Raw genomic sequence first — 21,721 nt, forward strand, 5'->3', positions numbered from 1 at the left:
CTCGTCGGTCATCGCGAGCAGAAGTCCGCGGGCGAACAGCAGGGACGCCAGGGTGACGATGAACGGCGCCATGTTCGTGCGGGCGATCAGCAGGCCGTTGATCAGCCCGATCAGCCCGCACACCACCAGCGGCAGCAGCAGCGCGGCGAAGAACCCGTACTGCGAGCCCCACGCCGCGAGCACGCCGCCGAGGGCGTAGAGCGAGCCGACGGACAGGTCGATGCCACCAGTGATGATCACGAACGTCATGCCGAGCGCGATCACCGCCAGGAACGAGCTCTGGAGCGCCAGGTCGCGGAGGTTGTCCAGGCTGCCGAAGCGCGGGAACGAGAACCACGCCACGACCACCACGAGCACGAGCGCGATGGCCGCGCCCTGCCGTTGCAGGACGCCGGTCATCAGCTCGCGCCGGGTCGTGGAGGCGGTGGTGTCCGGAGGATCGGTGATCACGGCGGTCAACGGGTGCTCCGTTCACGGGCGACGTACACCGCGACGACGATGATCGCGGCCTGGACCATCTGCGCGGTCGAGTCGGGCAGGTTGTGCTTGATGAGCGTGGCGCGCACCAGCTGCATGAGGATCACGCCGAACACCGTGCCGAGGATCCGCACCCGACCGCCGGTGAGCGCCGTGCCGCCGACCACCACCGCGGTGATGGCGGACAGCTCCATCAGCAGCCCGATGTCGGCCGGGTCGCTGGCGCTGAGCCGGGCGGTCGCGAGCACGCCCGCCACGGCCGCGAGCAGGCCGCAGATCGCGTAGACGCCGACCAGCACGGACTTCACCGGCAGACCGGCCAGCCCGCTCGCCGTGCGGTTGCCGCCGATCGCGACCAGCCTGCGGCCGAACGTGGTGCGTCCGACCAGCAGCGCCACCACGACCGACAGCAGGCCCGCGATCCACACGCTGATCGGGATGCCCGCGAGGTCGCCGGTGCCCAGTTCGAGGAACGACTTGTCGTGCAGCTGCACGAGCTGGCCCTCGGCTATCACGAGCGCGAGCCCGCGCCCGCCGACCAGCAGCGCCAGTGTCGCCACGATCGGCTGGATGCCGAGGTGGGCGACCAGGAAGCCGTTGAACATCCCGGCCGCGAGCCCGACCGCCAGCGCGATGAGGACGGCCGGGACCGGGCCCGCGCCCAGGTACAGCGGGATGAGCGACGCGGCGAGCGCCATCACGGCGCCGACCGACAGGTCGACGCCCTCGGTGCCGATCACCAGCGCCATGCCCAGCGCCACGATGCAGACCGGCGCGGCCTGCACGAGCTGCGTGCGGAAGTTGCCCAGCGTCAGGAAGTTCGCGGTGAAGAACACGTTGAACAGCAGCAGCGCCACGACGGCCACGTAGACGCCGTACTCCTGGAGCCACCGGGCCACGCGGGCGCGGTCGATCCCGCCCGCCGTCGCCGTCGCCGCGGTCACGGCGCCTCCCCCGCGATGGCGGCGAGCACCTTGTCCTGGGTGAGGTCGTCTCCCGACAGCTCACCCACCACGGCCCCGTCCTTGAGCACGACCAGCCGGTCGGCCCCGTCGATCAGTTCCTCCATCTCCGAGGAGATCAGCAGCACGGCCAAGCCTTCCTGGGCGAGTTCGTCGATCAGCGCCTGCACCTCGGCCTTGGCGCCGACGTCGATGCCGCGGGTGGGCTCGTCGAGCAGCAGGACCTTCGGCCTGGTGCACAGCCAGCGGGCCAGCAGCACCTTCTGCTGGTTGCCGCCGGACAGCTCCGACACGAGCTGGTCGGGGTTGGACACCTTGATGCGCAGCCGCTTCACGAAGGTGTCGACGATCCGGTCCTGCTTCTCCCTGCTGACCACGCCGAAGCGGGACAGCTGGGGCAGCGCGGCGAGCACGATGTTCTCCCGCACGGACAGGTTGGGGATGATCCCCTCGGCCTTGCGGTCCTCGGCCAGCATGTTGATGCCCGCGCGCATCGCCGCGCCGACGTCACCGGCCTTCAGCGCCTTGCCGCCGACCAGGACCGTGCCGCCGTCGAGCGGCAGCGCGCCGACGATGGCCCGCGCGGTCTCGGTGCGGCCGGAGCCCAGCAGCCCGGCGAGGCCCACGACCTCGCCGGGCCGGATCGACACCGACACGTCGGTCAGCCGCACCCCGCTGGACAGGTTCTCCGCCCGCAGCAGCGGTTCCTTCCCGGCGTTGTGATCCTCGCCGAACGCGGTCGCGCCGTGCTCGCGGATGTCGCTGACGCTGCGGCCGAGCATCAGCGCCACCAGCTCGATGCGCGACAGGTCGTTCAGCGGTCCGGTGTGGACCATCTTCCCGTCCCGCAGCACGGTGACCCGGTCGCAGATCCGGTACAGCTCGTCCATCCGGTGGCTGACGTAGACGACCGCGATGCCCTTCTCGTGGAGCCGTTCGACGACCGAGAACAGCGTCTCGACCTCGCGCGGCTCCAACGACGACGTCGGCTCGTCCATGATCACCACGTCGGCGTCGGTCGAGACCGCCCGCACCAGCGCGACCATCTGCTGCTCGCCGACGCTGAGCGTCCCGAGTGGACGCTTCACGTCGGTGTCGATGCCGTAGCCCGACAGCAGCTCCTCGGCGTCGCGGTTCATCTTCGCCCAGTCCACGAGCCCGAACCGGGTCCGGGGCTCGCGGCCGAGGAACACGTTGCCCGCCACGCTGATCAGCGGGACGAGGTTGACCTCCTGGTAGATCGTGGAGATCCCTGCCTCCTGCGCCCGCACCGGGCGGTCGAAGGACACCACCTCGCCCCGCAGCCGGACCTCGCCGGAGTCGGGGCGGTGCACACCCGTGAGCACCTTGATCAGCGTGGACTTGCCCGCGCCGTTCTCCCCGACCAGGGCGTGCACCTCCCCCGGCCGCACCGTGAACGACACCCCGTCGAGCGCTCGCACGCCGACGAACTCCTTCACGACGTCCGTCACCTCCAGCACCGGTTCCACGTCAGTACGCGTTCCCGAGCTTCTGGCTCGCGTTGGTCTCGTCGTACTGGTCGTCGGAGATCACCACGTTCTCGCTGATCTCCTTGCCGTCGGCGAAGTCCTGGAGCACCTTGAACGACAGCGGGCCGAAGCGCGGGTTGGACTCGACGACCGCGTTGTAGCTGCCGTCGGCGACGAGCTGCACCGCGTTCTTGGTGCCGTCGATCGAGACGATCTTGACGTCCTTGCCGGGCGTCTTGCCCGCGCCCTTGAGCGCGGTGACGGCGCCGATGCCCATCTCGTCGTTCAACGCGTACACGGCGGTGATGTCCGGGTTGCTCTGGATGAGCTGCTCCATGACGGCCTGGCCCTTGGACCGGTCGAACTCGCCGGTCTGCTCCGCGACCACGGTCAGGCCGGGGGTCTTGGCCAGCTCGTCCTTGAAGCCCTTGGCGCGGTCGGTGGTCACGTTGTTGCCCGACGAGCCGAGCAGGATCGCGACCTTGCCCGTCCCGTTGGTCACGCGGGCCATCTCCACCGCGGCGCGCTTGCCCTGCTCGACGAAGTTGGAGCCGATGAACGTCAGGTAGTCGGTGCAGGGCGTGGAGGTCACCTTGCGGTCGATCGTCACGACCGGGACCTTCTTGGCCTTCGCCGCGTCGAGCGCGGGCTGGAGGCCGTCGGAGTTGAGCGGCGCCACGATCAGCAGCTGCGCACCCCGGTCCAACATGGACTTGATGTCGCTGATCTGCTTGTTCAGGTCGCTCTGCGCGTTGGTGACGAGCAGCTTGTCCTCGGGGATCCCCAGCTTCGCCGCCTCGTCCCTGATGGACTGGGTCTCGGCGGTGCGGAACGGGTTGGCCTCCTTCTCCGACTGGGAGAAGCCGACGATCGCGGACTTCACGTCCACCTTCGGGTAACCGGTCTTGTCGAGCGTGCAGCCGGGGCCCGATGCTTGGGACGCGGCGGCGGAGGCGGCGGGGCCGGCACTGGCCTGGCCGGTGGTCTCGGCTTCGCGGCTGGTGCAGGCCGTCAGCGCGACGGTGAGCGTGGTGACCGCGAGCAGGGCGGCTTTGGTGCGGCGCACGGGCGGCGTGGACATCGGTGGCTCCTCGGTCGGACGGCGTGAGCCCCGTCACGGAGACTGGGCGACAACAGATTTACATCGTTGGTACAACGTTGTAAAGACCCAGGTGAACCGGCTAGGATTCGTCGGGTCCCCAACTACCGACGCCGATGGGAGGCCGTTGTTGGCCACGCTCAAGGACGTCGCCAGGCTCGCCGGTGTGTCGGTCAAGACGGTGTCGAACGTGGTCAACGGCTACGAGTTCGTGAAACCGGACAACCGTCGCCGGGTCGAGGAAGCTCTGGCCACGACCGGCTACCGCCCGAACATCGGAGCGCGCAACCTGCGCCGCGGCCGGACCGGCTCCCTCGCGCTGGTGCTTCCCGAGCTGAGCATCCCGTACTTCGGCGAGATGGCGGGCCTGGTCCTGGAGGCCGCCGGGGAGCACGAGTGGAACGTCCTGATCGAACAGACCCTCGGCACCAGGGACCGCGAGCGAGCCACCCTCGCGGCACTGGGCCCGCACATGATCGACGCGGCCATCGTCAGCCCGGAAGCGCTGCACGCCAGGGACTTCGACCAGCTCGACCCCGGCATCCCGGTGGTCATGCTGGGTGAGCACTCGGTGGACGTGCCGATCGACCACGTGGGCATCGACAACGTCCTGGCGGCCACCGTCGCCACCCGCCACCTGGTGGAACTGGGCCGCAACCGCATCGCCGCCATCGGCGCCCACCCGTACCGCGGCACGGCCACCCAGCGCCTGGAGGGCTACCGGACGGCCCTGACGACGGCGGGCCTGCCGGTGCGCGAGGAGTACATCGTCCAGGCCCTGAACTACCACCGCCGCGACGGCGCGGACGCGATGGCCCACCTCCTGTCCCTGCCCACCCCGCCGGACGCGGTCTTCTGCTTCAACGACCTGCTGGCCATAGGCGCCCTGCGAGCGGCGGCGGAACACGGCGTCAGCGTGCCGAGGGACGTGGCGGTGGTCGGCTTCGACAACAACGAGGAGAGCGCCTACAGCATGCCCTCGTTGACCACGATCGCCCCGGACAAGGCGGCGATCGCCCACAGCGCGGTAGACCTGATCCGCCGCAGGCTCAAGGGCGGCCAGGACCTGGAACCGGAGGACGTGCAAACCCCGTTCTCCCTGGAGATCAGGGAAAGCACCAGGTAGCGGAACCAGCGGCGGAGCGGCCCCTCCGCCCCGCCTCCGCTCGCGAGCTCTCCCGGCGGCCGGCGCGGCCGAGCGCAGGCACGCACCCCACCCCCCGCTCCCGGCACCCAGGACCGCCCCGCGGCGCGCGTCCTCCCTTCGAAGCACCCGCACCATGTGACCCATGACACACTCTTCGGAGAACCTCCAGCCCGACCGGGGCGTCTAGCGGGGTGTGGGACCGATCAGGACCGAACCGACCGATGAGGAGCACCTCGTCAGGCTGGTCGCCAAGGGCGACCGGGCCGCCTTCGAGGAGCTCTACCGGAGAACCTCGCCGTGGATCGCGGTCCGCCTGCGCCGACGGTGCTCGGACGACCAGGTCGTCGCCGAGGTCATGCAGGAGACCTACCTCTCCGTCTGGCGGGCGGCGGGTGCCTTCGCGGGCGCGGGCGCCGGTGGCACCGCGGTCGGCTGGCTCTGGACGATCGCGGCCAGACGCCTGATCGACGCCTTCCGCAGACGCGCGCACCACGCCGTCCCGCCCGCCGCGGCGGCGCCGGAACCCGCCTCCGCCGCGGCGGAGGACGAGGTGCTCGCCCACGTCGTCGGCGACGAGGTCGGTGACGCGCTGCGGCGGCTCGCGCCGGAACTGCGGCAGGTGCTCCAGGCGATGGTGCTCGACGGGCTGACCGTGCGGGAGACCGCGGTCCTGCTCGGGGTGCCCGAGGGCACCGTCAAGACCCGCGCTCGGCGGGCACGGATCGCGATGCGGGAGGCGCTGACATGACCGTGGAACACCCCAGTGAGCGGCTCGTCGGCCGCTACGCGCGGGGCGAGGTGGACATCCCGGCCGACGAGGTGTGGGCCGTCGAATCGCACCTGGAGTCGTGCGCGGCGTGCCGGGCCCGGCTCGCGACCGCCGTCGAGGGGTCGACGTCCGCGCTGCTCGACGCCGTCTGGACGGACCTCGAACCGCGGCTCGTGCCGCAGCCCCGACCGAGGCGGCACCGGCTGCGCGGGCTCGCGGGCTGGATCAGCCCGACGATGGTGCCGTGGCTGGTGATGACGATGGCCGTCACGCTCCTGGCGGTGCTGCTCGACACCTTCGCCGGGTGGAACACCGGGCCGAGCGGCGACGAGCTCCCGCTGGTGCTGCTCGTCGCGCCGGTGCTGCCGGTGCTCGGCGTCGCGGCGGCGTGGGCCAAGGCGCTCGACCCGATGCACGAGGTGGTCGCGTCGACCCCCCGCGCGGGCCTGTACCTGCTGCTGCGGCGCACGGTCTCGGTGCTGGTGGTGGTGATCCCGACGCTGTTCGTCGCGGGGTGGGGCTCCTCCACCGCGCTCTGGCTCGTGCCGTGCCTGGCCTTCACCACCGGCACGCTCGCGCTCAGCGGCCTGGTCGGCATCACCCGCGCCGCCGCCGGGCTGATCGCGGTGTGGGCCGTCGTGATCGTCGCGCCCCCCGTGGCGCTGGACCAGCCGTCCGTCGTCCTGCACGAGAACGGACTTCCCGTGTGGGGCGCGCTCTTCGTGCTCGGGGGACTCGTCGTGGCCGTCCGCAGGGGCGCCTACGCGGACCTGGGCGCACACCGATGAAGGGGAACAGGATGACCAACGCGGTGGACACCGCACCCACGACCTACGCGTGGGAGATCAAGGCGACCGGGCTCGTGGTCCGCGCCGGGGCGCGCAAGGTCGCCGTCGACGGGCTCGACCTGTCGCTCGGGACCGGCGTGCACGGCCTGCTCGGCCCCAACGGCGCGGGCAAGACCACCCTGATCAGGGCACTGGCGACGGTGCTCCGCCCGGCCGGTGGCGCGCTCGAACTGCTCGGCACGGCCGTCGGGGGACGTGCCGACCAGCGCGAGGTGCGCCGCAGGCTCGGGTACCTGCCGCAGGAGTTCGGGTACTACAAGCGCTTCACGGTCCGCGAGTTCGTCGAGTACATGGCGTGGCTCAAGGAGATGCCGAAGCGGGACGTCGCCGCCGCGGTGCAGCGGGCCATCGAGCGGGTGGGCCTCGCCGACCGCGCCGACTCCAGGATGAAGACCCTGTCCGGGGGCATGGTGCGGCGGGCCGGGATCGCGCAGGCCATCGTCAACGACCCGACGGTCCTGCTGCTCGACGAGCCGACGGCGGGCCTCGACCCGGCGCAGCGGCTGCGGTTCCGCGAACTGCTCCAGGAACTCGGCACCGACAGCTGCGTCGTCGTGTCGACCCACCTGGTCGAGGACGTGGCCACCGCGTGCACCGACGTCGTGCTGTTCGCCGAGGGCAAGCTCGTCTTCCAGGGCACCCCGGCGCAGCTGGCCGCGGCGGGCACGTCCGAGCACGTCGGCGACAGCCCCATCGAACGCGGCTACACCGCGCTCCTCAACCAGGGAAGGGGTGGCTGGTGAACCGGCGGATCCTCGGTGTCGAACTGCGGCGCTCGGTGGCGCCGTGGATCAGCGCGCTCGTGCTGCTGCTCACGCTGGGCCTGTTCTACCTGCTCAGCGCGCCGTGGACGAAGGGCTCGGTGGCGTGGGACGAGCAGTTGTACGCCACCACCCGGTGGCTCCGGTTCATGCTGGTGTTCCTGTGGCCGCTGGCGGTCGGCGCGGGCGCCCTCCAGGGTTTGCGCGACCACCGCTCGCGCATGGTCGAACTGCTCACCTCCACCCCCCGACCCGCCCTGCACCGGACCGCCGGGACCGCGGGCGCGATCGGTCTGCTGCTGGCCACCGCGTACCTGCTGCTGACCGCGATCGGCGGCGTGCAGGCGCTCGCGGGTGACGGCTACCTCTCCGCCACCTGGGTGCCCACCGCGCTGGTGGGGGTGCTCGGCCTGGTCGCGGGGGCGTGGCTCGGCCTGGGCATCGGGCGGACGATCCCGTCGCCGCTGGTGCCGCCGCTGCTGTCCGTGGTCGCGCTGGTGGCGATGATCCCCCTGTCGATCGAGGACAACGGCATCCCCTACCGGGTCTCGCTGCTCTCCCCCTCGCTCGCTCCGTTGGACAACGTGTTCACCGCGGTCGCCCCGGCCGCGAACGCGGGCCAGGCCCTGTGGCTGGCCGGGCTGGCGGCGACCGGCGTCCTGCTGGCGACCGCCTCCACGGTGCGCACCCGCCTGGCGGCCCTGCTGCCGGTGGCGCTGAGCGCCGCGCTGGCGACCGCCGTGCTGCCGTCCACCGCCTCGGAGACCTACGTCGTCGACGCGGCGGCGGCCGAGCAGGTGTGCGACGGCGACGTGTGCGCGTCGCGGGTGCACGAGGCCCGGCTGCCGCTCCTGGCCGGACCGGGCGAGGACGCCCTGCGGCTGCTGGCGAAGCTCCCGGACGCGCCGACCACCGTCCGCGAGCACACCGGGGAGGTCCCCCGGATAGGCCCCCGTCCCCGCTCCGCCGACGCCGTGACCTACGTGTTCGACGAGTGGCGGTTCGCCAAGCCCACCGGCACCGACCTCACCCGCATCCTCGTGGCGGGCGCGGGCCTCCCCCCGTGCTACGGCCTGAACACCGCCGGGGTCGTCGTGCAGCGCGAGCACGTGGCGCGCCTCGTGACCGCGGCCTGGTTCACCGGCGAGCTGAAGCCGCTGGTGGGCAGCAACTACCTCAACGGCGGCGCGATGGCCGACGCCGAGCGGACGTGGGCCACCTTCCGCACCCTGCCCGGGACCGAGCAGCTGGCCCGCGTCCAGGCGGCCCGCCGGATCGGCGTCTCGTGCGAGGGCGACCAGTGGGAGGCGTTGACCGGATGAGGTGGCTGACCCTCTACGCCCGCTCCCGCCAGGTCCCGGCGACCCTGGTGGCCGCCCTGGTCACGACGTTCGCCGTGTGGGCCCTGGCCGACCCCCCGGACCCGCACCTGGCGGCACTGTCGCTGGTCGCCGCCGTCGCGGTCCTGGCCACCGGTCTCAGCGGCCAGGACCCGCACCTGGACCGCACGGCGGCGATCCGCTGGCTCCCCCGCCGCCTCGCGCACGTGGTCCTCATCGCCGCGGTGTCGGCCGCCCTCCTGCTGGTCTTCACCACCGACCTGGCCCCGGTGTCGTTCGTGCTCCGCGACAGCGCGGGCCTGGCGGGCCTGACCGCCCTGGCGGCGGCGGTGTTCGGCGGCCACCACGCCTGGACCCTCCCCCTGGGCTGGCTCGCCGTCGCCCTCTTCATCCCGCGGACCGACGACGTGGGCACGCGGGTGCTGACGTGGATGCTCCAGGAACCGGACACCCCGGTGGCCTCGTGGACGGCGGGTGTGCTGGCCGTGGTCGGCACGGCGACGTACGCGGTGCTCAGACCGAGGCGCTGAACTCGCGGCGGTGCCAGGCGAAGTACTGCTCCGACTCCGCCCGGTGGGCGGTGCACCGACGTCCGTGCAGGCGGCGGAGGTGCTCGCCGACGAGGCCGGTCAACTCGGTCTCGGCGGGCGTGGCCACCAGCGTGCCCGTGGCGTCGACCGTCACGTGGCCCGCCTCGTAGAGGTGGTCGCAGCCGAACACGCAGGCCAGCATCGCGACGTTCCGCACGTCCGCGCGCTCGGCGGGGGAGCACTCCGACCGGCGCTTGACGTGGGCCGCCACCAGGAACTCCGCCGGGACCAGGTGGCCGCAGAGGTCGCACGGCGCCTGGACCCGGTCGCCCAGGAGCGCCCGCCGCAGCCTGCCCTGCTCCCGGCGGTACGGCCGCAGGGCGACCCCGTCGAGGCCGTCCAGCCGCGGGTCGTCGGGAACGGGGACGTCGACGGGCCCGGTCAGGGTGATCCTGGCCGGGCGCGTCGACGCCGCGGCACCCGGCAGCGTGGCCAGCACGGCGCCGACGAACGCGCTGCGGTAGCCCAGCTCCCGCACGGTGACGCCGACGGAACCGTCGCGCCGCAGCAGGTCGAGCCCGTTCTGGACCATGAGCACCGGGACCGGTTCACCGTCCGGTGACGCGTCGGTGGCCACGACCGCCACCGAACCCCTCAGCGCCAGCACCCTGTTGGGGGCGCCGGTCACCGTCCGGATCTCCTGGCCGACCAGCGGTTCGATGATCTCCAACGCGGTCGGCAGCACCGAGTCGCAGCCCGACAGCCCCACCTCGGCCAGCAGCCCGTCGACGTCGACGACCACCGACCGGTCGCGGACCACGTCGACCACCTGCGCCCGCAGCACCCGGTTCCGCAGCAGACCGGCCACCCTCCGGGTGAACCCGGTCCCCTCCCACAGGTTCGCGCCCACGAGGCTCTGAACGGCCTCCTCGGGCGTGGCCCCGTCCGGGCCGAACCGGGCGAGCACCCTCCTCGCCCCACGGCGGAACTCCGCCGGGTCGAAGTGCCGGTCGTGTCCCACGACGAGTTGACCGACGGCCCACAGCAGGACCACCGATCCGACCGGCGTGAGGTCGTCGACGGACACCAACAGGCTCGGCACGACCACGTCGACCGCCGCATCCCCCGCTCGCACACCGCACACAGTGACACATGGTCAACAACCACGACACCGCCCACCGTCAACGACCATCCGGGTGACCCCCTCGCACGCCACCCGACAAAGCAAATCCCCCCGTCAACGAACAGACCACACAGTCCTTTCATTCACACCAGCCGGGACACGGCGTTTCCCGCGAGTGAGAAGAGATGGGCTGCTGGGTTCCGTTCGTCGACGTGGACGACGGCGCGCGTTCGCCGCACTGGCCTGCGCGGTGGTGGCCGGGTTCGGCACCGTCGTCGCGACCCCCTCCACCACGGCGGCCCCCGCACCGGCCGCGAGCCGGTGCGGCCCGCTGGACGTGGCGTTCGCGCTGGACGACACCGGCAGCACGGGCGGCACCATCGCCACCATCAAGACCGGCGTCAACAGCATCGTCAACGACGTCGTGGCGGCGTCGGGCGGCGACCACCAACTGGGCCTGGTGACGTTCGAGGACACCGTGTCGGTGGTGAACGACCCGGCGCCCGGCAACGCGGGCCCGGTCGTGCACCACGTGACCGACGTCCTCGCCGCGAGCGCGGGCGGCGGTGAGCCTGAGGCGTCGGACGAGGTCGTGAACACGACCAGGCGTCCGACAGCGGGGTCGAGCCGAACCCGAACGGGTCGGTGTGGAGCAGCCCGGACGCCAAGGTGTGCCCGACGGCGGCGGACTGCTCACCGCGGTGGCGGCGGGATCGACTCGATGCCGGGTGCCTGCTCCGGCCACACCAGCAGCACCGGGCACGGGGCGTGGTCGACGACGAAGCGCGTGGCGTGACCGAGGCTCCTCGGGCCGAGGCGGTCGCGGTCGCCGTCGCGGGCGACGATCAGCAGGCCCGCGCCCTCCGCCGCGGCGACGACCTCCTCCTCGGGGCGGCCGTGGCGGTTCACCGCGGTGGCGGGCAGCTCCAGCTCCGCGGCGGCCACGTCGAGCAGGTGCCGCGCGGCGACCTCGGCGAACTCCTCCACCTGGAGACCGGGATCGCGTTCGGGGTGGCCCCTGCCGAGCAGCCCCGCGAACGCGCCGTGCGCCGCACCCGGCACGTCCGGCGCGGTCACGTGCAGCAGCACGACCCGCGAGCCGGGCGGGGTGAGGTTCCGCGCGGCGTGCACGCAGGCCCGCCAGGTGCCCTCGACGACCCAGACGACGACGTCCACCTCAGCCTCCGATCACGGTCAGCCCCACCCAGAGTCCCAGGACGGAGAGCACGAGGGACACCGGCACGGTGAGCAGGCCGAGCCGGGTGAACTCGGCGAGGTCGGTGCTCGTGTCGTGCTGGTGCAGGATGCGGCGCCACAGCAGGGTCGCCAGCGACCCCACGTAGGTCAGGTTGGGGCCGATGTTGACGCCGATGAGGACGGCCAGCACCGCGCCCGTCCCGCCCGAGGCCGCCAGCGGCAGCAGCACCAGCACGGCGGGCAGGTTGTTGATCAGGTTGGCGAGGACCGCGGCGACGGCCGCCAGGCCGAGCAGCGCGAGCAGCGAGCCGCCGCTCGGGACGAGGTGGCCGACGGCGTCGGACAGCCCGTTGTCGACGACCGCGCGGACGACGATCCCCAGTGCCAGGACGAAGAGGAGGAACGGGACGCTCGTGGACCCGAGCAGCGCGCGGGGTGCGGTCGTGCGGCGCACGAGGGCGCGCACGGCCAGCACCAGCGCCCCGCCGAACGCCGCCCACGCCGGGTCGACGCCGAGCGGTGAGGTGACCGCGAACCCGATCAGGGTCAGCGCCAGCACGACGAGCACGAACCGCGGCGCGGGGCGGGCGGGCACCGGCAGGCCCGCGTCGGCGCCCGCCGCGAGGTCGGTGGCGAAGAACAGCCGGAACACCGCGTACTCCACGGCGATGGCGGCGAGCCACGGCAGCGCCATCAGCTCGGCGAAGCGGGTGAACGAGATGCCCGCCGCGGTGAAAGCCAGCAGGTTCGTCAGGTTCGACACCGGCAGCAGCAGCGACGCCGAGTTGGCCAGGTGCGTGCACGCGTACACGTGCGGCTTGGGCCGTGCGCCCAGCCTGGACGCGGTGGCGAACACCACGGGCGTCAGCAGCACGACCGTGGCGTCCAGGCTGAGCACGGCCGTGATGGCGGCGGCGACGCCGAACACGGAGCCCAGCAACCGCTTCGGGCTCCCCGCGCACAGCCGGGCCATGAGCGACCCGGCCGCCTCGAACAGCCCCTCGTCGGCGCACAGCCGGGCGAGCACCAGCACCGCGGCGAGGAAGCCGACGACCGGAGCCAGCCGTTCGACCTCCGCGACCGCGTGCGGCACCGAGATGGCGCCGGTCGCCAGCACCACGAGCGCCGCGGGCACCGCCGCCACCGCCTCGGGCCACCCCCTCGGCCGGACGACGGCGAACGCCAGCACCGCCACCAGCAGCACCACGGACACGACGGTGTTCAGCTCGCACCTCCCCGCACGACGGACATCATCCAGCGCGGGTGGCCGACCGGCAGATCAGCTGCCCCAGAAGGCGTCCTCGACGTCCTGGTCCGAACCGAACAGCCACGCCTCCGCGATCACGCCGTCGGCGATCCGCAGCAGGTCCACCCCGTCCAGCGCGAGCGACGCGCCGTCGCGCTCGGCCACGAAGTGGATGGTGGCGGCGACCAGGTCGCCGTTGCCCATGAGGTGGTCGACGCGGTCGATCCGGAAGGTGCCGCGGCTGCTCTCCACCATCCCGCCGATCATGGCGAAGACCTCGCCCGCGCCGGAGCGGGTGCCGGAGAAGCGGTTCGCGCCCGGCTGGTGCCAGACGACGTCCGGCGACAGCAGCGCGCCGACGGTGTCGAGGTCGCCCGCGGCGAGCGCGTCGAAGTACTTCCGGACGACGGCGGTGTTCTGGTCGGACATGTGGAGCCTCCCTGTTGTCGTTGCAGGGAGCTATGGTTTCTTTTGGTAATCAATTACCTCAAGGTAACCATTGGACGGATGCGAGCCATGTCACACACTCCGCGCTGGGACGTGCTGACCAGGACGTGCCCGTCGCGCACGTCCCTGGCCCGCATCGCGAACAAGTGGACGGCGATGGTCGTGATCACCCTGGCCGACGGGCCCCGGCGGTTCGGCGAGGTCCGCGAGGCCCTGGACGGCATCAGCGGCAAGGTCCTCACCTCGACGCTGCGCGACCTCGAACGCGACGGGCTGCTGCGGCGCACCGCCCACGCCGAGGTGCCGCCCAGGGTCGAGTACGAGCTGACCCCGCTCGGCCGCACGCTGCGCGGTCCGCTGGAGGCGCTCTGCCGCTGGGCGGAGGAGCACATCCCGGAGGTGCTGGAGGCGCGGGACGAGTTCGACGCTCAGGCGGACCGGGGGTAGAGCGCCGCCACGCCGCCCGAGAGCCGCGACTGGACGGCGCGGCTGCGGTCGTCGGCCACGATCTCGGGCTCCCCCGCCTCCACGCCGTCCAGCGCGAGGGCCGCGATGACGGCCGGGTCGCTCTTGGGCGCGTCGACGTGCCCGACCATGTCGGTGTCGAGGAACCCGACGTGCAGCGCGCTGACCCCCGTGCCCTGCCCGGCCAGTTCGATGCGCAGCGCGCTGGTGAGCGACCAGGCGGCCGACTTCGCCGCCGCGTAGGCGCTGAAACCGGGCCTGGTCACCCAGGACAGGACCGAGAGCACGTTCAGCACCGCGCTCTCGTCGTGCTCGGCGAGCTGCGGCGCGAACGCCCTGGTGACCAGCAGCGTGCCGAAGTAGTGGGTGTCCATCTCCAGCCTGATGTCCTCCAGCGAGCCGTCGGCCAGCGACGCCCCGGTGAACGACCCTGCGTTGTTGATCAGGATCGAGACTCCCGAGGTGGCGCGTGCCGCGGCGGCGACCGACTCGGGGTCGGTCACGTCGAGCGCGATCGGGACGGCTCCGGGGAGGTCGACGGACGCAGGGTTCCGAGCACCCGCGTAGACCGTGGCTCCCCTCTTGATCAGCTGTTCGGCGAAGTGCCGCCCGAGTCCGCGGTTGGCACCGGTGACGAGTGCGGTGCGGCCTGCGAGGTCCATGTCGACTCCCATCCGAGTTGGTGGTTCCACCGTACTCCCTGGATTGGAAGTTCCGACTCAGGTGTAGCCCGGATCTCACGCGAGCGGTGGGACGGGGTGCGTCAGCCCGCGGGCTGGTGCTGGTCGAGCAGCCGGTTCGTGATCAGCCGGACGGAGGGGAGCTTGAGCTCCTCCAGGATCGCCAGCGCCCGCAGCCACGCCTCCCGCGCCCCGGACCGGTCCCCCGCCTCCATCATCGTGTCGCCGAGCTCCACCAGCTCCTCGGCCTCGTACACCGGGATGTTCGCCTTCCGGTACAGCTCGACGGCCCGCCGCCGGTACGCGATGGCCCGGTCGAACCGGCCGCGCAGCCGGTAGGACTCGGCCAGCACGACCCAGCAGTTGCCCTCGCCGTTGCCGTCCTCCAGCTCCCGGAAGATCGTCATGGCCTTCCTGGCCAGCGCGACGGCCTCGCCGTGCTCCCCGAGGTGGCTGCGGGCCCAGGCGATGCCCTGCAACGAGTTCGCCTGGCCGTGCAGGTCGCCCGCCTCCGCGTAGAGCGCGAGGGCCAGCTCGTGGTGGTGGGCGGCCTCCGCGAGCCTGCGGCCGCGGGAGAGGATCGACCCGAGCCCGCTGTGCACGTGGGCCTGCTCGTAGGTCAGCCCGAGGAGGCGGAAGATCTCCTGGGTGCGGTTGAGCAGCGCGATGGCCTCGGCGGGCCGGTCGAGGTAGTGGCGGGCCCCGGCGAGGCTGCGCATGGCGAGGGCGCGGCCGAGCTGGTCGCCCTCGATCTCGGACACGGCCACCACGACGGACATGATCGAGTCCCACTCGTGCCACAGGCCCTGGTACTGGAGGTACTGCTGCATCGACAGGGCGAGACCCCTGGCGTAGGCGGGACGGCCCGTCGTGGCGGTGTGCCGGACGACGGCCATGAGCACCTGGTGCTCGGCGGCCATCCAGCGGGTCGCCCGGTCGTCGTCCTCGACGGGCTCCGGGCGCACGCCGGGCAGCGGTTCGCCGGGGCTCTCCGGGATCATCCTCGGCCTGAGCAGCACGTTGGCCCGGTGCGCGGTCTGCCGGTAGTGGTCGAGCAACCGGTCGAGCGCCTCCGCGCGGTCCGAGTCGGAGTCCAGCTCCCGGCTCAGCTCGGCGGCGTACACCTGGATGAGCTCGTGGGCGGCGTACCGGCGCGGCACGTGCTCGGTGACCAGCCTGCCGCGGACGAGTTCGTACAGCAGGCGGCGGGTCTCCCTGGCGTCCGCGCCGAGCAGGCTCGCGGCGGCGGCGAGCGAGACGTCCGGTCCGGGGTGCAGCGACAGCAGGCGGAACAGCCGCGCGGCGCGCTCGCCGAGCATCCGGTACGACCAGGAGAAGACGGTCCGCACGTCGCCGCTGCTGCCGTCGTCGAAGGCGTCCAGGCTGCCCTCGCTGTCCTTCAGCTCGTCGGCGATCGCGGCCAGCGGGAACTCCGGGCGGGCGGCGGCCCGCGCGGCGACGAGGCTGAGCGCGAGCGGCAGGCCCGCGCAGAACCGGACCACGTCGTCGACCGCGTGCGGTTCCGCGCCGACCCGGCGGGCGCCGATCCGGCGCACCAGGTTCTCCCTCGCCTCCGCGGCGCCCAGCACGTCGAGCGACACGAGGTGCGCCCCGTCGGTCGCCATCAGCCCGGTCAGCCTGTCGCGGCTGGTGATGACCACCAGGCAGGTCGCCGAGCCGGGCAGCAGGGGGCGGACCTGGTTGGCGTCGCGCGCGTTGTCCAGCACCACGAGCATCCGCCTGCCCGCAGTGAGGCTGCGGTACAGGCCCGTCTGCTCGTCCACGGTGGACGGCATCCTGGTCGGCGGCACGTCGAGCGCGCCCAGGAACCCGCGCAGCGCCTCGCCGGGGTCCAGCACCGCTCCGCTGCGGTCGAACCCGCGCAGGTTCACGTACAGCTGCCCGTCGGGGTACAGCTCGGACACCGCGTGCGCGAAGTGCACCGCGAGGGTGGTCTTCCCGGTGCCGGGCATCCCGTCGATCGCGCAGATCACCGTGGACGGCGAGGCGGCCGGGTCCTCGGGCACCAGCGCGCGCAGCGCCTCCAGCTCCGGGCGGCGACCGCTGAACGAGGGCAGGTCGGCGGGCAACTGGGCGGGCCGGATGCCGACGCGGAACACCGACGGCGCCTCGGACCGCGCGGGTGCCCGCACGACGGGCGCGACCTCCTGCGCCAGGACCCGCTGGTGCGCCTCGCGCAGCGCGGGACCGGGTCCGATGCCCAGCTCCCCGGACAGGCGCGTGCGCACGGTCTGGTAGATCCCCAGCGCCTCCGCCTGGTGGCCCGCCGCGGCGAGCAGCAGCATGACCTGGGCCTGGAGCGCCTCGTCCAGCCTGGCCCGCGCCGCGACGGACCGCAGGGCGGGCAGCAGCTCCTCGGCCATCCCGGCCTTGCGCGCGGTCTCGGCGGCGGTCCTGGCCAGTGCGAGCCGCTCGTTGTCGATCGCGGCGAACAGCGCGAGCGCGCGCGACCCGGCGACGAGCCCCTCGGCGCTGCGGCCCCGCCACAGCGCGAAGGCGCGGGCGAACAGCGGCACCGCGGCGGCGTGGTCACCGGCGGCGGCCAACCGCCCGGCCTCGGCGGCCAGCGCCCGGAACCGCAGCAGGTCCAGCGAGTCCTCGTCGACCCCGAGCTGGTAGCCCCCGGCCTTGCGGAGCAGCCAGGCGCCCGCGGCCCTCGGCGGCAGACCCGGCTCCAGCATCCGGCGCAGCAGCCCGACGGACCGGTGCACCACGTTGACCGCGCTGCTCGGCGCGTTCTCGTCCCAGAGCAGGTCGACGAGTTCGCCCAGACCCACCGGTCTACCCCCGCGCGCCAGCAGGAACGCCAGCACGAGGCGCTGCTGCGGTGCGCCCAGATCGATCTCGACGTCGTCCCGCCACGCCCGGACGGGCCCCAGCACGGTGAAGCGCACCAGCGCGGCACCGCGTCCCGTCAACTACCGGCCTCCTCGCCGCTCACGGCGCGTCACCCCCCGACGAAAACGGGGTTATCACACGGTACCAAAGAGCGGGGGCGGCTTCGGCCGATCGACCGACTCGATTGCGTTCCGAGCAAGTTTCTGCCCGAACGGGCACACCGGACCACTTGCGGCAGAGGTCTGGTCCCGTTCGCGGACAACGGGAAAGACCGACCCGGACCGCCGCGCCCGCCGGACGACGAGACCCATCAGTCCACTGTGGACCCAATGGTGCCGTCAGCCCTCCAGCGCGGCCTCCAGCGTCGGGTAGACCTCCAGCAGGTCGTCCAGCGCGGTGAGTTCGAGCGGTCGCGACACCGCGCGGTTCGCGACGACGAGGCGGAACCCGCCGCCGAGCAGCCCCCGCCGGTGGCAGCGCACCAGCGCGCTGAGCCCGGTCGAGTCGAGGAACGTCACGCCCGCCAGGTCGAGGACGAGCGGAAGGTCCTCCCGCACGACCGCGTCGATCCGCTCCTCCAGGTCCGGCACCGTGACCACGTCGACCTCGCCCGCGACGGCGACCACCACCGCTCCCCGCTCCTCCCGGTGGTCCACGCCCAGCCACGAGACGCCCGCGTCGGGGTCCTGTCCGGGAACCGTGCGCATGACGATCTCTCCTCGCCTGGGTGGCCCTGGGGCCTCGTCCCGGAAATCTACAGCGGCGATAGTAGACATTGATCGACGATCCGCATAGAGTTTGTTTTCCAGCGGGTTGAGCTACGCTCCCGCGCCACTCGGAAAGGCCCTATGGACCCGACACCCGGCACACCCGACCAGGACGCGAACAGCAGGTTCGACGACGAGGACTACCCGGCCTACTCGATGGGCCGCGCCGCCGAGATCCTCGGCGTGACCCAGGTCTTCCTGCGCAGCCTGGACAGCGCGGGACTCATCACCCCGCAGCGGTCCGAGGGCGGCCACCGCCGCTACTCCCGCTACCAGCTGGAGCTCGCGGGCCGCGTCAGGGAACTGCTGGACCGGGGCACAGCGGTCGACGCCGCGTGCCGGATCGTCGCCCTGGAGGACCAGCTCGCCGAAGCGTTGCGGGCCAACGAGGTGCTGGAGCGGTCGCGACGGGAGGGACCGGGGTGAGCCACGACCGTCACGGACCACCCCGACGTGGCACGATGGCCCCCACAGGCTCGTGCCGATCCCAGGAATGGACGCCGCCGTGATGGTTCCCGCCGCACCGGCGATCGACGTCCTCCTGATCGAGGACGACCCCGGCGACGCCCTCATCACCGAGGAGGCGTTCGAGCGCCACCGCATCGTCAACCGGCTGCACCAGGTGCGCGACGGCGTCGAGGCGCTGGCGTTCCTGCGCAAGGAGGGCGAGTACGCGGACGCGCCCCGGCCCGACCTGATCCTGCTGGACCTCAACCTCCCCCGCATGGCGGGCCACGAGGTCCTCTCGGAGATCAAGCAGGACGCGGACCTCCGCCGCATCCCGGTGGTCGTGCTGACGACGTCCGGCGCCGAGGAGGACGTGCTGCGCAGCTACCAGCTGCACGCGAACGCGTTCGTGACCAAACCGGTCGACTTCGACGCGTTCGTGACGGCCATTCAGCACATCGACGACTTCTTCATCACCGTGGTCGCCCGCCCGCGGTAGTGGACGCCGGGCCGCGCGGTCACCTCGACCGCCACCGGCACGCCCGCGCTGCCCCACGGGTGCGGCACCGCGTGGCGGAACGACCGGTCCGACCTCGGCGGCGTCGGCCAGTACGCCGTCGACGTCACGCCGGTGTCGAAGCGCGCGGCGATGCCCGACGTCGTCCACGCCTCGAACACCGTGACCGGGGCGGTGAAGGGCCTGACCAACGCACCGGTCACGCCCTAGTCCCGCGCGCGACCGGGCCCGGCGGAGGTCAGGAGCCCGGTCCGCGGTCACTCCCGCTCCGCCGCCCACACCACCGACGGCTGCACGTCCCAGTTCTCCGCCACGTCCGGCTTGCCGAACAGGTACCCCTGCGCGTAGTCGCAGCCCGCCGCCCTCAGCCACTCGGCCTGGGAGGGGGTTTCGATGCCCTCGGCGACCGCCACCGCGCCCAGGACCCTCGTCAGGTCGATGATGCAGCGGACGACGCCCGCCGTGCGGCCGGACTCGCCCAGTTCCGCGGTGAACGACTTGTCGATCTTCACGACGTCGAACGGGTAGCGCTGGAGGTAGCTCAGCGACGAGTAGCCGGTGCCGAAGTCGTCCAGCGCCACGCGCACGCCCGCGTCGCGGACGGCCATCAGGGTGCGCATGGCGACCTCGTCGGCCCACACCGACTCGGTGACCTCGATCGTCAGCCCGCCGGGGCGCAGGCCGGTCGTGGTGAGCACCTGGTCGAGGGTGTCGAGGAAACCCGCCTGGGAGAGCTGGCGGGTGGACACGTTGACCGTGACGCCGATGGACCGCTCCTGCCAGCGCACGGCCTGCTCGCAGGCGTCGAGCAGCACGCGGTTGCCCAGCGGCACGATGAGGCCGGTCTCCTCGGCGAGCCCGATGAACTCGACCGGGCTCAGCAGGCCGTGGCCGGGGCGCTGCCAGCGGACGAGCGCTTCGGCGCCGGTCACGCGACCGCTCGCCAGGTCCACGATCGGCTGGTAGTGCAGGACGAGCTGGCCGCTGTCGATGGCGGCGCGCAGGTCGACCTTGTCGCGCTGCCGCGCCAGCGCCTGCTCGCCCATCTCCGGGTGGAACAGCCGGTGGCGGGCGCCGCCCTCGCGCTTGGCGACGTACATGGCGGTGTCGGCGTCGCGCAGCAGGTCGGCCGCGACGCCGTCGCGCTCGGCCACCGCGATCCCGACGCTGGCGCGGATCACCAGCTCGTAGCCGAACGCGGACAGCGGCTCGGCCAGCGCGTCGAGGATCCGGTCGGCGAGCCGGACGCCGGCGGCGGTGTCGTGGCCGGGGGCGAGGACGGCGAACTCGTCACCCCCTATCCGCGCGGCGACCGCGCCGGGGCCGACGGCCGAGTGGATGCGGTCGGCGGCCGACACCAGGTACTCGTCACCGGCCTCGTGGCCCTCGGTGTCGTTGATCTCCTTGAACTGGTCGAGGTCGATGACCAGCAGGCCGACGGGGCCGCCGTCGCCGGGCACGGCCTGGTCGACGAGGTGCAGGAAGTGCGCGCGGCCGACGAGCCCGGTCAGCTCGTCGCGCTCGGAACGGGTGCGCAGCGCCTCCTCGCGGCGGGACCGGGCGCTCACGTCCACCACGGCGACCAGCGTGCGGTCCGGGTCGACGGGCGTGGGGTGCAGCGCGAGCACCCCGGTCCGGCCGACCCGGACCTCCACCGGGTCCGACGCGGTGCGGCAGCCGTGGTCGCAGGCGGTGATGTCGGGGCCGTGGGGGCACGGCACCGCGCCCGGCTCCGACCAGTCGAGCAGGGCCCGCGCGCGGTCGTTGTGCAGCCGCGGCACGCCGTCGCGGCCGAGCAGCACCAGGCCGACGGGGCTGGCCTGCACGACCGCCGAGAGGGTCAGGTGGGCGGAGTCGGCGGCCTCGGCCGCGCCCACGACCTTGTACAGCGCCCCCGAGCCGATCACCAGGCCCACGAGCGGCATGAGGCTGCCCACCAGCGCGTCGATGCCGTGCGGCTGCGAGTCGAGACCCAGCCCGATGGCCGCGCCGAGCCCGACCACGTACCCCAGCAGCGCGGGTGTCGCCTTGAGCGGGAACCACGCCGTCCCGCCGCGCAGCGACCGCCGGACGGTCACGCCGAAGAGGAACCCGATCACCGGCTGCGGGCCGGGCAGCGCGAGGAACGCCGACACCGCGACCACGCCCTCCGCGACGGCCACCCACCACGCGTCGCCGTCCGGGCTCACCACCCACGTCGTGAGCACCACGACCGCGAGCGCCACCAGCGGGTGGTGCAGCGGCCCCTGCCCCGTGCCGACGAGCGCCGCCAGCAGTGCGAGCCCGCCCATCCAGGCGAACGCGCTGGTGAGCAGGCGTACTCCCCGTAGTTCAACCTTGTCCCGCGCTGTCGCCACCTCGTCCACCGGTTCCGCGGTCGGCGCCGAAACCCCCAGGTCGTGGCGCGGCCGACACCTTTCGTGCGAAGGCTCGCAAGGTGCAATCGTCGCACGACCGGGACAACCGCCACCAGGGTGATCGAACGACCGGTGACGACCGGAAGGACCATCCTTTGTAGACCAGAAGTGCGGCGGAAGGCCCGTTGGCCAG

General features: G+C 72.7%; 23 protein-coding genes. 10 read left to right on the top strand and 13 right to left on the bottom strand.

Features of this window, described 5'->3' with window-relative positions:
* The 4 genes from VFZ92_RS35710 to VFZ92_RS35725 all read right to left on the bottom strand — a co-directional run.
* Positions 1 to 399: ABC transporter permease (locus VFZ92_RS35710; RefSeq protein ID WP_414720104.1), on the bottom strand; the 399-nt coding region annotated here is incomplete at its 3' end.
* 56 nt (positions 400 to 455) lie between these two features.
* A complete protein-coding gene (locus VFZ92_RS35715) occupies positions 456 to 1,421 on the bottom strand; it encodes an ABC transporter permease (RefSeq protein ID WP_330881277.1) in 966 nt (321 codons plus the stop codon).
* On the bottom strand, positions 1,418 to 2,929 hold the full coding sequence (locus VFZ92_RS35720) for a sugar ABC transporter ATP-binding protein (RefSeq protein ID WP_330881279.1): 1,512 nt from the start codon (positions 2,927 to 2,929) through the stop codon (positions 1,418 to 1,420). The genes VFZ92_RS35715 and VFZ92_RS35720 overlap by 4 nt, the downstream gene beginning before the upstream one ends.
* A gap of 1 nt (position 2,930) precedes the next feature.
* Entirely contained in the window at positions 2,931 to 4,010 is a 1,080-nt protein-coding gene (locus VFZ92_RS35725) for an ABC transporter substrate-binding protein (protein ID WP_330881281.1), read from the bottom strand.
* Between the two features lie 145 nt (positions 4,011 to 4,155).
* Here VFZ92_RS35725 and VFZ92_RS35730 point away from each other — a divergent pair, with 145 nt between their 5' ends.
* The 6 genes from VFZ92_RS35730 (at position 4,156) to VFZ92_RS35755 (ending at position 9,423) form a co-directional block, all read left to right on the top strand.
* Positions 4,156 to 5,154: a LacI family DNA-binding transcriptional regulator gene (locus tag VFZ92_RS35730; RefSeq protein ID WP_330881283.1), complete on the top strand. Its 999-nt coding sequence runs from the start codon at positions 4,156 to 4,158 to the stop codon at positions 5,152 to 5,154.
* 214 nt (positions 5,155 to 5,368) lie between these two features.
* A complete protein-coding gene (locus VFZ92_RS35735; RefSeq protein ID WP_330881285.1) occupies positions 5,369 to 5,923 on the top strand; it encodes an RNA polymerase sigma factor in 555 nt (184 codons plus the stop codon).
* Positions 5,920 to 6,732, top strand: a complete 813-nt coding sequence (locus tag VFZ92_RS35740) for a zf-HC2 domain-containing protein (protein ID WP_330881287.1) — start codon at positions 5,920 to 5,922, stop codon at positions 6,730 to 6,732. The genes VFZ92_RS35735 and VFZ92_RS35740 overlap by 4 nt, the downstream gene beginning before the upstream one ends.
* 11 nt (positions 6,733 to 6,743) lie before the next feature.
* The gene (locus tag VFZ92_RS35745) at positions 6,744 to 7,535 is read left to right on the top strand and encodes an ABC transporter ATP-binding protein (protein ID WP_330881289.1); all 792 of its coding nucleotides are present in this window, start codon (positions 6,744 to 6,746) and stop codon (positions 7,533 to 7,535) included.
* Complete coding sequence (locus VFZ92_RS35750) at positions 7,532 to 8,875, top strand: hypothetical protein (protein WP_330881290.1); 1,344 nt, start codon at positions 7,532 to 7,534, stop codon at positions 8,873 to 8,875. Before VFZ92_RS35745 ends, VFZ92_RS35750 begins: the two co-directional genes overlap by 4 nt.
* Positions 8,872 to 9,423 carry a hypothetical protein gene (locus VFZ92_RS35755; RefSeq protein ID WP_330881291.1) on the top strand — a complete coding sequence of 184 codons (552 nt, stop codon included), beginning with the start codon at positions 8,872 to 8,874 and terminating at the stop codon, positions 9,421 to 9,423. The genes VFZ92_RS35750 and VFZ92_RS35755 overlap by 4 nt, the downstream gene beginning before the upstream one ends.
* Here VFZ92_RS35755 and VFZ92_RS35760 read toward each other — a convergent pair.
* Positions 9,407 to 10,558, bottom strand: a complete 1,152-nt coding sequence (locus tag VFZ92_RS35760; RefSeq protein ID WP_330881292.1) for a hypothetical protein — start codon at positions 10,556 to 10,558, stop codon at positions 9,407 to 9,409. The two genes, VFZ92_RS35755 and VFZ92_RS35760, sit on opposite strands and share 17 nt — an antisense overlap.
* 163 nt (positions 10,559 to 10,721) lie before the next feature.
* On the opposite strand from VFZ92_RS35760, the gene VFZ92_RS35765 reads away from it, so the two are divergent.
* Complete coding sequence (locus VFZ92_RS35765) at positions 10,722 to 11,342, top strand: hypothetical protein (RefSeq protein ID WP_330881293.1); 621 nt, start codon at positions 10,722 to 10,724, stop codon at positions 11,340 to 11,342.
* Here the strand turns inward: VFZ92_RS35765 and VFZ92_RS35770 are convergent.
* From VFZ92_RS35770 to VFZ92_RS35780, 3 genes are all read right to left on the bottom strand, one after another.
* Positions 11,240 to 11,722 carry a universal stress protein gene (locus tag VFZ92_RS35770; protein ID WP_330881294.1) on the bottom strand — a complete coding sequence of 161 codons (483 nt, stop codon included), beginning with the start codon at positions 11,720 to 11,722 and terminating at the stop codon, positions 11,240 to 11,242. The genes VFZ92_RS35765 and VFZ92_RS35770 overlap by 103 nt on opposite strands.
* A 1-nt stretch (position 11,723) precedes the next feature.
* A complete protein-coding gene (locus tag VFZ92_RS35775) occupies positions 11,724 to 12,956 on the bottom strand; it encodes an SLC13 family permease (RefSeq protein WP_330881295.1) in 1,233 nt (410 codons plus the stop codon).
* 66 nt (positions 12,957 to 13,022) lie between these two features.
* Entirely contained in the window at positions 13,023 to 13,418 is a 396-nt protein-coding gene (locus tag VFZ92_RS35780) for a nuclear transport factor 2 family protein (protein WP_330881296.1), read from the bottom strand.
* 87 nt (positions 13,419 to 13,505) lie between these two features.
* Between VFZ92_RS35780 and VFZ92_RS35785 the strand changes: the two genes are divergently transcribed.
* Positions 13,506 to 13,883: a helix-turn-helix domain-containing protein gene (locus VFZ92_RS35785; protein ID WP_330881297.1), complete on the top strand. Its 378-nt coding sequence runs from the start codon at positions 13,506 to 13,508 to the stop codon at positions 13,881 to 13,883.
* Here VFZ92_RS35785 and VFZ92_RS35790 read toward each other — a convergent pair.
* The 3 genes from VFZ92_RS35790 to VFZ92_RS35800 all read right to left on the bottom strand — a co-directional run bounded on the left by VFZ92_RS35790 (position 13,865) and on the right by VFZ92_RS35800 (position 18,147).
* Positions 13,865 to 14,563 (bottom strand): SDR family oxidoreductase, encoded by a 699-nt coding sequence (locus VFZ92_RS35790; protein WP_330881299.1) that lies wholly within the window; start codon positions 14,561 to 14,563, stop codon positions 13,865 to 13,867. The genes VFZ92_RS35785 and VFZ92_RS35790 overlap by 19 nt on opposite strands.
* 101 nt (positions 14,564 to 14,664) lie before the next feature.
* Entirely contained in the window at positions 14,665 to 17,520 is a 2,856-nt protein-coding gene (locus VFZ92_RS35795) for an AfsR/SARP family transcriptional regulator (protein WP_330881302.1), read from the bottom strand.
* A gap of 258 nt (positions 17,521 to 17,778) precedes the next feature.
* Positions 17,779 to 18,147, bottom strand: coding sequence for an STAS domain-containing protein (locus VFZ92_RS35800; protein ID WP_330881304.1), 369 nt, complete (start codon positions 18,145 to 18,147; stop codon positions 17,779 to 17,781).
* A 141-nt stretch (positions 18,148 to 18,288) separates the two neighbouring features.
* Here VFZ92_RS35800 and VFZ92_RS35805 point away from each other — a divergent pair, with 141 nt between their 5' ends.
* On the top strand, positions 18,289 to 18,633 hold the full coding sequence (locus tag VFZ92_RS35805) for a MerR family transcriptional regulator (protein ID WP_330881306.1): 345 nt from the start codon (positions 18,289 to 18,291) through the stop codon (positions 18,631 to 18,633).
* A gap of 67 nt (positions 18,634 to 18,700) precedes the next feature.
* Positions 18,701 to 19,153 (top strand): response regulator, encoded by a 453-nt coding sequence (locus tag VFZ92_RS35810; protein WP_330881308.1) that lies wholly within the window; start codon positions 18,701 to 18,703, stop codon positions 19,151 to 19,153.
* On the opposite strand, the gene VFZ92_RS35815 is transcribed toward VFZ92_RS35810, so the two are convergent.
* On the bottom strand, positions 19,105 to 19,374 hold the full coding sequence (locus VFZ92_RS35815; protein WP_330881310.1) for a hypothetical protein: 270 nt from the start codon (positions 19,372 to 19,374) through the stop codon (positions 19,105 to 19,107). The genes VFZ92_RS35810 and VFZ92_RS35815 overlap by 49 nt on opposite strands.
* A 54-nt stretch (positions 19,375 to 19,428) precedes the next feature.
* Positions 19,429 to 21,528, bottom strand: a complete 2,100-nt coding sequence (locus VFZ92_RS35820) for a putative bifunctional diguanylate cyclase/phosphodiesterase (RefSeq protein WP_330881312.1) — start codon at positions 21,526 to 21,528, stop codon at positions 19,429 to 19,431.
* Between the last annotated feature and the right edge of the window lie 193 nt (positions 21,529 to 21,721).

This window comes from Umezawaea sp., from assembly GCF_036375055.1.
Lineage (GTDB): Bacteria > Actinomycetota > Actinomycetes > Mycobacteriales > Pseudonocardiaceae > Umezawaea.

Coding starts and splice junctions, on each gene's coding strand:
- VFZ92_RS35725 (WP_330881281.1), bottom strand. CDS start 4,010: ATGTCCACGCCGCCCGTGCGCCGCACCAAAGCCGCCCTGCTCGCGGTC.
- VFZ92_RS35740 (WP_330881287.1), top strand. CDS start 5,920: ATGACCGTGGAACACCCCAGTGAGCGGCTCGTCGGCCGCTACGCGCGG.
- VFZ92_RS35745 (WP_330881289.1), top strand. CDS start 6,744: ATGACCAACGCGGTGGACACCGCACCCACGACCTACGCGTGGGAGATC.
- VFZ92_RS35755 (WP_330881291.1), top strand. CDS start 8,872: ATGAGGTGGCTGACCCTCTACGCCCGCTCCCGCCAGGTCCCGGCGACC.
- VFZ92_RS35780 (WP_330881296.1), bottom strand. CDS start 13,418: ATGTCCGACCAGAACACCGCCGTCGTCCGGAAGTACTTCGACGCGCTC.
- VFZ92_RS35785 (WP_330881297.1), top strand. CDS start 13,506: ATGTCACACACTCCGCGCTGGGACGTGCTGACCAGGACGTGCCCGTCG.
- VFZ92_RS35790 (WP_330881299.1), bottom strand. CDS start 14,563: ATGGACCTCGCAGGCCGCACCGCACTCGTCACCGGTGCCAACCGCGGA.
- VFZ92_RS35800 (WP_330881304.1), bottom strand. CDS start 18,147: ATGCGCACGGTTCCCGGACAGGACCCCGACGCGGGCGTCTCGTGGCTG.
- VFZ92_RS35805 (WP_330881306.1), top strand. CDS start 18,289: ATGGACCCGACACCCGGCACACCCGACCAGGACGCGAACAGCAGGTTC.
- VFZ92_RS35810 (WP_330881308.1), top strand. CDS start 18,701: ATGGACGCCGCCGTGATGGTTCCCGCCGCACCGGCGATCGACGTCCTC.